Consider the following 14678-nt stretch of genomic DNA (forward strand, 5'->3'; position numbering starts at 1 on the left):
ACGCTAATTAACATAAATCAATCAACTAATCCAACACTGCCGCCTTGCAAGGAGTTGCCACGCTTTTACCCACACCGGGTGGCTGCCCAGAATGAGCAAATCTTGCCTCCCTCCAATGCCGCTTTCGAGCCGGCGTCAGCAATTCAATCTGTCGTTATGGCATGGGAAGGCCATGCGCCTATTGCAAGGCCTGGTGTTGGTTGTGCTGCTGAGCATCTCTGGGCTCTCTCCCGCACAAGCCCTGCCAGGCTGGCCCTTTAACAACCAAAACAAGGAACGTTCAACAACGCAATCCTTACGCGTGCCAGCGCCAACTGGAACTCTGCAAGAGATTGCCCCGCCAGGGGCAGTACAACAACTGCGAGAGCAACTCGCCAAGCATCACCCCCAACTGAGCCTGGAAAGCCCAACAGACGGGACAGTGCTTAAGAAGGATGGGAGCTGGGAGCTCTTGCTCAATTTGAAGGACTGGCCACTGACCAACGATCCAGAACTAGGCCTCGGTGCCCATGTTGTGGTGCAACTTGATGAGAATCCACCACTCCGCATTAGCGAAGCAGATGGTGGCCAACTGCGTATTGCGATGGAAGGCCTGCAGCCTGGAAGTCACAGACTCAGCGCCTACGCCGCTTATCCATGGGGCGAAGCTGTAAAGGATCCCAAGGCCAGCCTGCAATGGCGGCTGCATCAGCTTCAACCTCTGCAAAAAACGCAACCGACAGAAGATGAGCCTTGGTTCGTCACCGTTAGCCCCTCAGAACTCAGCAACACTGAACCCCTTCTATTGGACTGGTTGATCTGGAATGCTCCCATTCAGAACCTTAAAGAAGGCGATGGCCGCTGGCGACTCCAAGTGAGTGTGAATGGTGAAAGTTTCCAAATCACTCACCAAGACGCCATTTGGATCAAGGGCCTGCCCTCAGGATCAGGCCCCATTAGCGTTCAAACAGAGATGCTCGACGGCTTTGGTAAGCCAATTAATCCAGTATTCAACAACCAACTGAGGATTGTTCAGACCAGCGAAGCAGTCAAGCCAGTTTGGATGCAGGCAACGCTGACAAATCAGCAAGTAGCAAGGCTCTTAGGGGAACCCCAGCCAGAAGAAGACCAGCCTTTGGCTGATCAAACCCCTCAAGACAAATCAGAAGCCCCGCAAATCTCGACACTTGACAACGCATCAGAACCAAAACCTATCCAAGACGAACTTTCTGATCCGTCTGAAAAACAGGAGTTAGCGCTCTCCAGTGAACCCGAGACAGAGCTCGGGTCTGGAGCCGAACTAAAGCCAGAAGCCGAACCAGAATCTGATCTCAATCCAACCCCTGATCTAGAACCAAACCCTGATCCAGACTCTGCTCTCAAGCCAACTCCTGATCTAGAACCAAACCCTGATCCAGACTCTGCTCTCAAGCCAACTCTTGATCTAGAACCAAACCCTGATCCAGACTCTGCTCTCAAGCCAACTCCTGATCTAGAACCAAACCCTGATCCAGACTCTGCTCTCAAGCCAACTCCTGATCTAGAACCAAACCCTGATCCAGACTCTGCTCTCAAGCCAACTCCTGATCTAGAACCAAACGCCGAACGAGAGCCAAAACTCAAAGCAGACGCTGCCCAAGCCTCCCCAGCACCCAATTACCCAAACCCCTTGGCCAACCCTTGATTGATCCAAAAGCATGCTTTAACGCTCATGCCTAGATCAATTAAAAGGAAACAGCCTCCAACGTTCCCCTTGGCCAACCTGCCCTGACCCATCCCGACGCACCTAGCCCCGCTCTGCGCCTGGCTCTTGGTCTCTCTGTCAGCGCCTGGCCCCTTTTGCAAAGGCTTGCAAGACGCCACCAGGTGGATCAACTGGCCCTTACCCCGCGTGCAGCAAACGCTCTCGAGGAAACACCTCAAAGCCTTGTAGTTGGCCCCGCCAGCGAAGTGCTGAGCAGAAACTGGCAGCCAAACGGGGTCTTGCTCATCGTGGGTGCGATCGGCGCCGTGACCCGCTTAATTGCTCCATTACTGATTGGGAAGGACAAAGATCCCGCCGTGATCGTCCTTGATGCCCATGGCAAACACGTCGTGCCATTGCTGGGCGGTCACCAGGCGGGCGCAGAACAACTTGCCATGGAACTGGCCGCAGAGCTAGGCGCCCATGCTGTACTCACCGGAGACGCCAACAGCCAAAACCGCTTGGCCCTCGATAGTTTTGGCAAAGGCTGGGGCTGGCGACGTAGCGGCAGCCGCGACAACTGGAATCAGTTGATGCTGACCCAATCCCAAGGGGGGAAGCTTTTGCTTCTGCAGCATTCTGGTGCGACGTTTTGGCAAACAACTGCTGCTGCACAAGACGTTTTTGATGCCAATGCCAATGCTGATCAGGCTCGGCCAGCCGAGCTAACCATCGGCCCACAAAGCAGCATGTCTTGCAGCTGGCATCCCGCCAGTCTATGGATTGGAATTGGCTGCGAACGCGACACAAGCCTGAGCCTGCTTGAGCGCGCCGTGGCAGCTGCCCTGGCAGAGGCAGGCCTTGCCCCAGAGGCAGTAGCAGGCCTTGCCAGCATTGACCGAAAGGCCGATGAAACCGCTCTGCTCGCTCTCGCGCAAGCAAAGGACTGGCCTGTGCGCTTCTTCAACGCTGATGCCCTCGCAGAAGTTGACGTACCCACACCTTCTGCTGTGGTAGCAAAAGCTATGGGCACCTCTTCCGTGGCCGAAGCAGCAGCACTACTCGCAGCTAGCAACAAAAGCACTTTGCTGCTAACCAAACAGATTCACCACGCCCAAAACGCTGAACATGGTGCTACCACCATCGCCATCAGCGAAGCCAATCAACCTTTTGCACCCCAAAGAGGCGAATTGCATCTGATCGGAAGCGGTCCTGGAGATTTGGCCTTTCTCACCCACGATGCCCGTGCAGCACTAGCCCGCAGTGCCATATGGGTTGGATACGACCTCTACCTCGATCTACTGGAACCGTTGCGCCGCCCAGATCAAGCCCGTCTGGACGGGCAACTCACTCGCGAACGGGATCGCTGCCTTAAGGCCCTGGAGCTAGCCCAACAGGGAGCTCGAGTCGCCTTGATCTCTTCAGGAGACAGTGGCATCTACGGCATGGCCGGCCTAGCCCTGGAACTATGGCTCAAACAACCCCCTAGTGATCGGCCACAATTTCAGGTGCATCCAGGCCTCTCAGCCCTGCAATTAGCCGCCGCCAAGGTAGGTGCCCCTCTGATGCACGATTTCTGCAGCGTGAGTCTCAGCGATCGCCTCACTCCCTGGTCAAAGATTGAAACCCGCCTGAAAAGTGCAGCCAGCGGAGATTTCGTGGTAGCCCTTTACAACCCACGCTCTCAAGAACGCGACTGGCAGCTGACGCGTGCCATTGAACTCTTGCTGGAGCATCGAGCCCCCAGCACGCCAGTGGTCGTAGCACGTCAACTTGGACGAGCGCAGGAAGACATACAGCTGCACACACTGCAGACGCTGCCAGTCAAAGAGGTCGACATGCTCACGATTGTGCTAATCGGCAATAGCAGCAGTCGTTTGCAAGACAATCATGTGGTAACACCAAGGGGATACCCCGGAGCCGAACTGGCTTGAAAACAAGTCAACTTCAATCAAGCTGAACGTTGTTTCAAGGCATCTCTGAATTGATAGGGCACTTTTTAGCGAGGCGGAAAAAGAAAGCGTGAAAGCAACTTCAGCTCCCGCCCCTGCATACCCATTAGACCCCAGCGAACACTCCAAGGGGCGCTAACAAACATGTTCACCATGGCAGCGACCAATTCACGCAGGCTAAGAGTGTTGGTCAAAAAGCCGTACCATTCTTCGCTCGGCAAAGCAAAGAAACTGACAAAGAAATCACGCAGTTGGGGCTCTTTAAAACGCATCAGCTTCTCAAGGCCAAATTGATAAAGAGCATGCTTACGGCGCAACTCCTTGGGCCAAAGAGTCTCCCAACCTGCAGCCGCGAGCACCGCCGGCCCCGCCCCTGGATCGGCCATGGCTTCAGCCACAGCCTTTGCAACATAAGGTGCGCGGCGCAGCATGCTGCCCACCAAATAGCCCGAAGCAGGGTGCACCATCGCCGCCGAGCCGCCGAAACCAAGCAGCGGTTGCTGCAGGTCAGGCAGAGGCAAATTCATCGGCAGGAAATAACCAAGCTCCTCGTGCTGCAATTCAGTGATTGTTAAGCCTTGATGAGCCAATCGCCGCTCCAAGCGTGAACGCAGGGTTTCTAATGACACCGGAGGCGCGAGCCCTAGCGATGTTTCCTCTAAGAAGAAGCATCCCCCACCAAAGTCCATGGCATAAAGAAACGTGGGTGGCTCAGCTTTCTCCGCAGGGCTCAGATGATCACAGCGGTAGTCCATCAACACAAACTGGCCAGGCTCCACTGGGGGCTTATTGAAACGTCCCACCACGCCAAAGCAGGTCTGAACCGCCACCGGCCCATGATCTAGATGACGCAGAAATACCGGCTTATAGCCAGTTGCATCAACCACCAAACGAGCTTGCAGCTCAACACCTTCGGCGGTGGTCACAGTACTAACGGTGGCATCAACAGCAAAATCAGTTGCAAGACCTTGATGCCAAGTCAAACCAGCAGCTTCGCATTGCTGCAACCAATGCTCCTGGAGCTTGATCTTGTCGAATAGGCCGTAATCCCGATGATGAGGACTTGGCCGATTCTCGTCAGCATTGGGGTCAGAGGCGCCTGGGCCAAAAAAACTCACTGTGTTCGACCAGCGGTGCTCGAGCAGGTGCCCCATATCAAAGGCATCCACCTCGTCACCCCAAATGCCATAGGTATATGGCCATGGCTCGCGAGGATTGCCAACCGTCAGTGCTGAGACCTGTAAACCCTCCTTGCCCAAGGCTGCAGCAATGGCCAGGGCCGCCGGACCAGCACCAAGCACCAAGACATCCACCACTGCCTCTGTCACTGTCTCACCAGAACAATTGGTTGGGCATAAGCCACCAGCAAAGGCATTAGTAGACAGCGATAGACGTTGTTGCTCTCGTCAACCACCACTGCCAGGGATCGTCTCTTAAAAAGAGACTACCGCCCCTGGCGATAGTGATTTAAACGACATAGCTTTCTCGTGACTTTGCAACATCGTTTAAAGAGCAATCCTCTTGATACCGCAGGCGCTCAGCGACAAGGCTTCATAACATTGGTCATTGCGATAGCCATTTGCTCATCCTTTGAGACGTATTCAATAGGAGTGTCAGACACAACAGCTTGAGCAGCACGATCCAGTGGATAGAGCCCCAATAGGCCACCCTTCCTAAAGGCTCCCAACCAATGCACCGACCACTCCACACGACAAGAAACAAGGTAAATCGGCCGACCGTGATCTACAGCCATGCGTGGATTTAGAACAAAAAGAACAGCCGCAAATGCCACTACGGCAAGCAAAATGACTGGCTTCATCACTTCAAATTTCCCTTAAGCCTTCAACCTCCATTCCAAAAGTCAAGCAGCTGACGCAAGTTTTCCTTGGCCTAGGTATTAATAATCCATCAATAGCCTTCCCAGGTTTTACTCATGCATCCCATTGGCAGGCCCTAAGAATGCTCAGAGAACTGATTGATATCAATTGTCGAAGGGATTACCTCGGACTAAAGCAACGATCAATCGGGATGACAGGATTCGAACCTGCGGCCCCTTCGTCCCGAACGAAGTGCGCTACCAAGCTGCGCCACATCCCGATAGGCTCACTGTAGAAGGTGAAGTCGCCTGGAACTGCTGCTGCCAGTGGGTTCCTGAACTGCTCTCATGACTGGAAAAGCCTTACTGAAACCCCACTGGTTGCGCGTCAAGGCTCCACAACAGCAACGCATCGGCGAGGTAGCCGAGCTGCTGAAGGGCCTCAATCTCAAGACGGTGTGTCAAGAAGCCAGCTGCCCGAATATCGGGGAGTGCTTCGCAGGAGGAACTGCCACCTTCTTGATCATGGGGCCGGGCTGCACCCGCGCTTGCCCTTACTGCGACATCGACTTTGACAAAAGCCCACGCTCCCTAGACCCCACTGAGCCAGAGCGCCTAAGCGAAGCGGTGGCTCAGATGAACCTTCGTCATGTTGTCATCACTTCAGTTAACCGTGATGACCTCAGCGACGGGGGAGCCAGTCAATTCGTCGCATGTATCGAGGCCATTCGCCAACGTTCTCCCCTAACCACAATTGAGCTGCTAATTCCTGATTTCAACGGCAATTGGGATGCCCTCGCCAAGGTAATGGGAGCAGCTCCGGAGGTGCTCAACCACAACATTGAGACCGTCCCCCGGCTCTACAAACGGGCTCGTCCACAAGCTGACTACATGCGATCTCTTGAGCTGTTGTATCAAGTGCGGCAAGGCTGGCCGAAGGTCTATAGCAAGTCCGGCCTGATGGTGGGGCTAGGTGAAACAGATGCTGAGGTAATTGAGGTCCTAGAGGATCTACGCCGTCACCGAGTCGACATAGTGACCATCGGCCAATACCTATCGCCAAGCCCAAAGCATCTGCCAGTCGATCGCTTTGTGACACCAGAACAGTTCGAATATTTCCGCTCTATGGGGGAAACTGAGCTGGGGTTCCTGCAAGTGGTTAGTACCCCTCTCACACGCAGCAGCTACCACGCCGGCGAGGTCCAGCGGCTGATGGCCGCCCACCCACGCTGAACTCAAGCCATGAGCTCCCCACACACAGGGATCCACTGCTGCAGATCCCATTTAACTAAACCCTCAACAATCATCGGGTCCTGTTCGACTAAGCGTTTGGCTGCTTCAAAGGAGTCTGCCTGCAGCACCAACAACCCTCCACCTCCTGGTCGTTGTTCAGCATCAACCAAAAAACCACTCGAAACCTTGACACCTTCGGAGCGCAAAACCTTGATCCATTCATGGTGGGCAGCTAAGTAAGTCTGCCGCTGCTCTGGCAAAAGGGTCAAAGTCTGCGCCGTAAACTTCTCGGTTTTGATAAACCAAGGCATTCATCAGGCTGCAACTTTCTCAAGCAAAGTTAAACCAACATTGACCTTTTCACTGGGTGGAACAAGCACCTTAAAAAGTGCTTTCCAACTGATCCAGTTGGCCAAAATCGCCTTGGCTTTTGTACTGCCGGTCTGCGCGAGATGGGCTTCGAGCAGTGTTTTGAGAATGGCTTCCTGCTCAATAGTGGTTAGCAAGCAGATCTCAACAATCTCTTTGTTGACCCGATCGCTCACCATTCCCTGCTCATCCAGCAGGAACGTCACCCCACCGGTCATCCCTGCCCCAACATTGCGGCCAGTTGATCCCAACACCACCACCACCCCACCGGTCATGTATTCACAGCAATGATCCCCCGCACCTTCAACAACAGCCTTCACACCGCTATTGCGCACAGCAAAACGCTCGCCAGCCCTACCTAAAGCAAACAACTCTCCACCGGTCGCGCCATACAGGCAAGTGTTGCCCAAAATCACCTGGCTGCCGCTTTGATCTGCACTCGAAGGTGGTACCAGTGTGATCCGACCACCATTCATGCCTTTACCGACATAATCATTGGCCTCACCCTCCAAGCGCACATTCACCCCCTGCAGCAGAAATGCCGCAAAACTCTGACCGGCAGCCCCCTCAAAGGAGAGATCGAACTGACCTCGAAAACCTTTGTTGCCATGGCGTTCAGCGATCTCACCAGAGATCCGTGCACAAACGCTGCGATCCGTGTTGACGATCGCGAGATTGCGGGCGATATGACCATGGCTATCGATCGCTGCCATCAGCTCGGCATCAGCAAGCAGCTGATCCTCGAGGATCGGTCCATTGTCATGGGCCTTGGCGTCATGAATCAACCAAGCCCGATCAACGGCCCCCGGAATCGGATCCAACAAGCAAGAAAGATCAAGGGTTTGGGTCTTCACCAAGTTGAGGCTGCGAGGCTCAAGCAGCTCTGTGCGACCAATGAGATCCTCAAGCCGAGCCACACCGAGCACACTCATCAGTTGGCGCACCTCCTCAGCTACAAACAGAAAGAAGTTGACAACATGCTCCGGGACACCTGGGAAGCGCTTGCGTAAGCCCTCCTGCTGGGTAGCAACCCCCACAGGACACTTGTTGGTATGACAGACGCGAGCCATGATGCAGCCCTCGGCAATCATCGCGACTGAGCCGAAACCATATTCCTCAGCACCAAGCAAGGCGGCGATCACCACGTCCCAACCAGTCTTAAGACCACCATCAGCGCGCAATAACACACGATCACGCAAGCCATTTTCAAGCAGTGAACGGTGTACCTCGGTGAGACCTAACTCCCAAGGGCTTCCAGCGTGCTTAATCGAACTCAGAGGCGATGCGCCTGTACCACCGTCATGACCAGAGATCTGAATCACATCTGCCTTGGCCTTCGCCACTCCAGCAGCAATCGTGCCAATGCCAATCTCAGCAACCAGCTTCACGCTCACCTTGGCAGCAGGGTGAACCTGATGCAGATCGTGAATCAACTGGGCCAAATCCTCAATTGAATAGATGTCGTGATGGGGAGGTGGCGAGATCAGCGCCACACCAGCCTTGCTATTACGCAACTTGGCGATGTAAGGATCAACTTTTTGACCCGGCAACTGACCTCCCTCACCAGGCTTTGCCCCTTGAGCCACCTTGATCTCAAGTTGCTTACCGCTCCGCAAATATTCCGGCGTCACACCAAAGCGACCAGAGGCGACCTGCTTAATCGCAGAGCAAGCCGTATCGCCATTGCGCAAACCCTTGATGCTGGGCAGGGTTTCTGAACGACTCTCAAGATCGACATCATCAAGGATCTTGAATCGAGCCGGATCTTCTCCTCCTTCGCCACTGTTGCTCTTCCCACCGATACGGTTCATCGCCACGGCAAGCACCTCGTGAGCCTCGCGCGATAGGGCGCCAAGACTCATTCCACCAGTACAAAAACGTGCGCAAATGGATTCAACACTTTCAACCTGATCTAAAGGGAGGGGTGTAGGGGCTAAGCGAAACGTCAGCAGGTCGCGCAGGGCAGTAGCAGGCCGATTCTCCAGCAGGTTCTTGTAGGTAGAGAAGTGGTCGTAGCCCGGCCCAGCCCTCACGGCCGCATGCAGGGCCTTAGACATGTCCGGAGTGTTGAGATGAAATTCACCGCCACTGCGATATTGCACAAAGCCCATGAACTCGAGCTTGGTGCGATCCAATTCAGGGAATGCCTTGGCATGGAAGATGAGGGTCTCGCTAGCCAAGTCATTGAGACTGAGTCCAGCGACTCGACTGGTCGTGCCCTTAAAAGCCAGCTCAATTAAATCGGCACCGATACCAATCGCCTCAAAAATCTGAGCACCGTGGTAACTAGCAAGTAAGGAAATACCGATCTTGGAGAGGATCTTGCGCAGGCCATCTTCCTGCGCCTTACGTACGTTGGCCTGGGCCTGATCAATGGTCAGCGCTGGCAATTTGCCGGTTTCAATCAGTTTCTGAGTACGAGGATGCTGCCACCAATGCCGCGTAGTCTCCCAAGTAAGCCAAGGGCACACAGCACTAGCGCCATAGCCGATTAGACAGGCCAGATGATGGGTACTCCAGCACTGTGCCGTGTCGACCACCAAGGAAGCATTCAGCCGCAAACCCTGTTTCAGCAAGTGGTGATGCACTGCACCAACCGCTAGCAGCGGTGGAATGTAGGTGGTGCTAGCAACAACCCCGCGGTCGGAAAGCACCACGATCTGGCTGCCATCGCGCACAGCATCCGCTGCTTCAACGCAGAGCCGTTTAAGAGAATCCCCCAAACCGCTAGGCCCATCATGAACGGGCAGCAAAGTGGAGAGTGTGGTCGTGGGAAACTCCAGCTGACCAAAAGCTGCAAGTTCCGCCTCATTGAGAATCGGAGTCTCAAGATGAATCAACGAAGCCGCCGCTGCCTCAGGCTTGAGGGGAGAACCACGCTTTCCCAGATGCATCTCGAGACTCATCACCAACTTTTCCCGCAAGGGATCAATCGGCGGGTTCGTGACCTGAGCAAAGCGCTGTTTGAAGTAGTCGTATAGGAGGTGGGGCTTATCTGAGAGCACCGCCAATGGGATGTCATCACCCATGCAAAAAGTGGGTTCTTTGGCCCCAGCCGCCATTGAATCGATGATTAACTCCAAATCCTCAGCAGTGAAACCGAAGGCTGTCTGCTGCTGAAGCAGTTCCAGATCTCCCAGTTGAGAATCCTGCTGCCAAGACTTTTGACCAAGCTTGCAACGATTTTGACTGAGCCATTCGCGATAGGGATATCGGCCAGCAACCTCCTGCTTGACATCCCAATTGCGCAGCAAACGACCCTTTTCAAGATCAACCGCCAACATCTGCCCAGGGCCAAGGCGTCCCTTCTCGATGATGCGGCTTTCTTCAAGCTCAACCACACCAGTTTCTGAACCCATCACCACCAAGCCATCACTGGTGATGCAATAGCGGGCCGGGCGTAAGCCATTGCGATCGAGGCTGGCACCAACACTGCGACCATCTGAGAACACAAGCAAGGCTGGGCCATCCCAGGGCTCTTGCGTGCACGCGGAATACTCATAAAAAGCCTGAATTTCTGGCTTGTCAGCCAGCTCTGGCTGTTCCCGGAAGGCCTCAGGAACCAAGGTCAGCAAGCTGTCAACAATCGGGCGACCACTGCGTACAAGCAGCTCCAGAGTCGCGTCAAGGTTGGCGGAATCACTAAAAGCTGCATTAACAACCGGTTTTAGATCAGCCGCATCAACACCCCAAACGCTATCTAGGTTGACTTCAGTGGCCATAGCCCAATTCAGGTTGCCCAACAACGTATTAATTTCACCGTTATGGCCGAGCAAACGCATCGGCTGGGCGAGTGGCCAACGGGGCAACGTATTGGTGCTGAAGCGGCGGTGATAAACCGCAAAAGAAACCTCAAAGCGAGGGTCGCGGAGATCGGCATAAAACGCCGCAAGCACCTCGGAGCGCACCATGCCTTTGTAAACGACTGTGCGACTACTGAGTGACGCCACGTAGAGATCATTGGCATGCTCTCCCCAGGCCTGCCTAGCACGATCTCCGATACGCCGCCGCAATCGAAATAACAACGCCTCCAACGCATCACCTGGCTGAGATCCCTGCACCAGCCACTGCTCGATAACCGGCGCTGTATCACGGGCGAGGGGACCCAACACCGCCACATCCACAGGGACTTCTCGCCATCCTCTGGACCTGAGACCGAGAGACTCGGCCTCCTGCTCGCAAAAGCAACGTGCTTCTGCGCGACGTGCAGCATCTCGAGGCATAAACAACATGCCCAGGCCACAAGGATGGTTTGCAGATTCCACTGCCGACCAAACGGTCTCAAGATAGCTCCAGGGAATAGCGCAAAGCAGACCTGCTCCATCTCCGGAATCCGCATCACCTCCGCAACCACCACGATGTTCCATGCAGTTCAGGGCCCGAAGTGCCTGCTGCAAAATCCAATTGCTAGCTACCCCATCAATTTGAGCCAAGAAACCAACGCCACATGCATCCTTTTCGCCAACCACGGCCGTAGGCGCGCTGCTGTCGCAATAGGGCCAATTGGAGCGACGGTGATCCTGAGACATAACCTTCAGCCAAACTATTTTCCTGCACCGCAGTGGACTGCGTTCACAGTGAAAAGCTCAATCAGTGATCCTAGGCAGGCGCCCTCCTCTAAGACTTAGCCGAATGAGAGGACTAGCGTCGAAATCATGGTTTCTCCTCCTCCCCCACCTCCCACTGTTGAGGTAAGAGCCGCGAACTTATTTGTTGGAGATCGCCTCAACATCGATGGTCAGTTAATCGAGGCCCCTTGGCGCTGGAGAGGCCATAGGGATGGCACTGCAAACCAGCTCTGGCTTCCCCTGGATCTACTGGTCGGACGTTTTGGCTTCCGCAGGTCCACCCAGCCAAACGGACAGCAATTGCAATGGTATGGAAGCAAAGCCTCTCTGAAATCCCTCCCACAAATCACACTTCAAGATGAAGTGGCATTGAATGTGGCCGAATGGCTCACGACGACAGGAGTCAAGATCAAGCGGAAAAGCAAGACCCTTCACGTTGAACTGCCAACACCACGCCTCAAAGGTCTTCGGCAGGGCAAGGGCAGCAATTCAAATCGTCTGGTGCTTGACCTAAGCGGTCCGGCGCTCGTGCAAAGCCTTGACAACAATCTCCTTCTTAATCTTCAGGCCACCGTCCAGCAGCGTAGGCAGATGAAGGCATTAGGCCTGATGCCCAAGCAGCAGCGCAATGGCCTAATGCTCATCGGTCAGGCAGAAGCCCTAAGCAGCCTCACCCTGGACAAACCCTGGCGCATTGTCTTGGACGGTATTGGCAAGCACAGCAACACAATAAATCTGCGCTCACCACTGCTCAATCCATCCATCCAGGCCCTCATCCAGCGCGGCCTGATCTTCGACACAAAAGTGGTGAACGTTGGGGTCAAACCATTGCAAATCACCAGGGTCGGTACAAATCTGTCAAAGCAAGGCCTGCTCCTCAGGCCTCTGCCGCAAATTAACCATCAACAAGGCCTGCGTTTTCTCAACCAGTTGGCCCAACCTGCAGACGCTCTGATCGCCATCAACGGGGGTTTCTTCAATCGAGTGCGCCAGTTGCCCCTAGGGGCCATACGACTTGATGGCACATGGTTGTCAGGCCCCATCCTCAATCGAGGGGCAATCGGCTGGGGCCCTACAGGACATCTATCCTTCGGCCGCCTGCAACTTCAACAAGAACTTCAAGGTTCTAAAGGGCAGAGATGGAATCTTGAAACCTTGAATAGTGGCTATGTGCAGCGAGGCCTTAGTCGCTACACCAGAGCCTGGGGGCCTATCTACCAAGCCCTCAGCGGAGAAGAAAAAGCAATGATGATCATCAACGGGCGAGTCGTGCAGAGCTTCCAGCAAGTGCAGCTGGCCCGGGGGGTTCCTCTGAGCAAGGATGGGGATCTGGTCGTAGCCAGAGGAGGCTTCCCTTTACCGGCGGCGACTGGTGAAACAGTGAGCATAAGGATGAAAGCATCACATCCTCTGGGCGAACTGCCTCAAGTGATTGGTGGTGGTCCATTGCTGCTGCAAAACGGGCGGGTGGTTCTGTCTGGAAGACAAGAAGGCTTCAGCCCAAGCTTTCTATCCCTTGCTGCTCCCCGCAGTGTGGTGGGCCAAGGTGGTGGCAAGCTCTGGCTACTCACTCTCAAAGGGGCCAGGGGCAGCGATCCAACCCTGCTGGAAACAAGCCTAGCTCTGCAACAACTGGGGATCAGAGACGGCCTGAACTTAGATGGAGGCAGTTCAACGTCCCTATTGGTAGCGAATCAATTGGTTGTAACAGGTCGAGGCACACCCCCCAGAATCCACAATGGCCTTGGCCTCATTTTGCGCCACCACAAAGGCAATCCCCAAAGAAGCTAATAAGCCTCTTAAAAATGCCAGAGGTCAAGATCGAATCGCCAACAAATAATTAAAGAGATCAAACTTGGCTTCTAGCTCAACAAAACCGAAGCACTGCTAGGGCCCATGCCTCCCTTATCACCACATCCTCCATCGCTTTTAAGATTAAATTTCAAATAAGTGTTGGTTGCAGAGCTGCTCTAATCACAATCTATTCCGTCTGATCATCAATCAGGCAAGCCGAAACGGTATGGTGGTTGATTGTGGAATCAGGTCGGATCTCCGACCAAATGCCGACCTTCGATGCCAACCATCCAACAGCTGATCCGAACTGAGCGTCAGCACCTGACTCGCAAGACAAAATCTCCTGCGCTGCGCGCTTGTCCAGAGCGACGTGGTGTCTGCACACGGGTCTACACCTCCACACCTAAAAAGCCCAACTCAGCCCTACGCAAAGTTGCGCGCGTGCGCCTTACCTCAGGCTTTGAGGTCACGGCCTACATCCCAGGCATCGGCCACAACCTCCAGGAACACTCTGTGGTGCTCATCCGCGGCGGCAGAGTCAAAGATCTCCCTGGGGTGAGATATCACATCATCCGCGGAACTCTGGACACTTCAGGTGTCAAGGATCGCAGTCAATCCCGCTCAAAATACGGCGCCAAGGCGTCGAAGCAGGATTAAAGAGCCTCTTCATTAATCTCTCTCCTTATTAGCTCTACCTCCGCCTTCTCCACTCCTAACGGTCTATGTCCCGCCGCAACGCAGCTGAAAAACGCCCAGTCCTGCCGGATCCCCAGTTCAACAACCGACTGGCCACGATGATGATCTCTCGGCTGATGAAGCACGGCAAGAAGTCCACTGCTCAACGCATCCTTTCCCAAGCCTTTGGATTGATTAATGAGCGCACCGGTGGCGACCCGATAGAGCTCTTCGAAACAGCCGTAAAAAACGCCACGCCACTGGTGGAAGTAAGAGCCCGCCGTGTTGGTGGTGCCACATATCAGGTGCCGATGGAAGTACGCCAGGAGCGAGGCACGGCAATGGCCCTGCGCTGGCTGGTGAACTTCTCTCGCGCCCGTAATGGCCGCAGCATGTCCCAAAAACTGGCTGCTGAACTAATGGATGCCGCCAATGAGGCTGGCAGCGCCGTTCGCAAGCGAGAAGAAACCCACAAGATGGCAGAAGCGAACAAAGCTTTCGCCCACTATCGCTACTGAACATGGCCAAGCCCTGACGGCACTGAACCGTTCCAACGGCTGACCTGTAGAGTCGCACCCGCCTTTTAACGCCAAACCCCGGAGAGTTTC

10 protein-coding genes and 1 tRNA gene are annotated in these 14678 nt (G+C 54.6%); 6 read left to right on the plus strand and 5 right to left on the minus strand.

Features of this window, described 5'->3' with window-relative positions; all coding sequences use genetic code 11:
* The first annotated feature begins 115 nt into the window (after positions 1–115).
* Together SIB41_RS08765 and cobJ are read left to right on the plus strand one after the other, a co-directional pair.
* Complete coding sequence (locus SIB41_RS08765; RefSeq protein ID WP_413358243.1) at positions 116–1663, plus strand: hypothetical protein; 1548 nt, start codon at positions 116–118, stop codon at positions 1661–1663.
* Between the two features lie 155 nt (positions 1664–1818).
* On the plus strand, positions 1819–3597 hold the full coding sequence (cobJ, locus tag SIB41_RS08770) for a precorrin-3B C(17)-methyltransferase (RefSeq protein ID WP_413358245.1): 1779 nt from the start codon (positions 1819–1821) through the stop codon (positions 3595–3597).
* Between the two features lie 65 nt (positions 3598–3662).
* On the opposite strand, the gene crtL is transcribed toward cobJ, so the two are convergent.
* From crtL to SIB41_RS08785, 3 genes are all read right to left on the minus strand, one after another.
* Positions 3663–4943, minus strand: coding sequence for a lycopene beta cyclase (crtL, locus tag SIB41_RS08775; protein ID WP_413358247.1), 1281 nt, complete (start codon positions 4941–4943; stop codon positions 3663–3665).
* 209 nt (positions 4944–5152) lie between these two features.
* Positions 5153–5434, minus strand: a complete 282-nt coding sequence (locus SIB41_RS08780) for a hypothetical protein (RefSeq protein WP_041384664.1) — start codon at positions 5432–5434, stop codon at positions 5153–5155.
* Between the two features lie 204 nt (positions 5435–5638).
* Positions 5639–5712, minus strand: a tRNA-Pro gene (locus SIB41_RS08785).
* Between the two features lie 67 nt (positions 5713–5779).
* On the opposite strand from SIB41_RS08785, the gene lipA reads away from it, so the two are divergent.
* Positions 5780–6664, plus strand: a complete 885-nt coding sequence (gene lipA / locus SIB41_RS08790; RefSeq protein WP_011131142.1) for a lipoyl synthase — start codon at positions 5780–5782, stop codon at positions 6662–6664.
* Between the two features lie 2 nt (positions 6665–6666).
* Here the strand turns inward: lipA and SIB41_RS08795 are convergent, their stop codons facing one another.
* Together SIB41_RS08795 and gltB are read right to left on the minus strand one after the other, a co-directional pair.
* Positions 6667–6975 carry a YciI family protein gene (locus tag SIB41_RS08795; RefSeq protein WP_063398931.1) on the minus strand — a complete coding sequence of 103 codons (309 nt, stop codon included), beginning with the start codon at positions 6973–6975 and terminating at the stop codon, positions 6667–6669.
* Positions 6976–6978: 3 nt separating this feature from the next.
* Entirely contained in the window at positions 6979–11562 is a 4584-nt protein-coding gene (gene gltB / locus SIB41_RS08800) for a glutamate synthase large subunit (protein WP_413358250.1), read from the minus strand.
* A 126-nt stretch (positions 11563–11688) separates the two neighbouring features.
* On the opposite strand from gltB, the gene SIB41_RS08805 reads away from it, so the two are divergent.
* From SIB41_RS08805 to rpsG, 3 genes are all read left to right on the plus strand, one after another.
* Complete coding sequence (locus SIB41_RS08805; RefSeq protein WP_413358252.1) at positions 11689–13392, plus strand: phosphodiester glycosidase family protein; 1704 nt, start codon at positions 11689–11691, stop codon at positions 13390–13392.
* A gap of 282 nt (positions 13393–13674) precedes the next feature.
* On the plus strand, positions 13675–14052 hold the full coding sequence (gene rpsL / locus SIB41_RS08810) for a 30S ribosomal protein S12 (RefSeq protein WP_413358254.1): 378 nt from the start codon (positions 13675–13677) through the stop codon (positions 14050–14052).
* Between the two features lie 65 nt (positions 14053–14117).
* Complete coding sequence (gene rpsG / locus SIB41_RS08815) at positions 14118–14588, plus strand: 30S ribosomal protein S7 (RefSeq protein WP_413358256.1); 471 nt, start codon at positions 14118–14120, stop codon at positions 14586–14588.
* The last annotated feature ends 90 nt before the right edge of the window (positions 14589–14678 follow it).

The sequence above is a fragment of the Prochlorococcus sp. MIT 1201 genome, from assembly GCF_047303415.1.
In the GTDB taxonomy this organism is placed as follows: domain Bacteria; phylum Cyanobacteriota; class Cyanobacteriia; order PCC-6307; family Cyanobiaceae; genus Prochlorococcus; species Prochlorococcus marinus_D.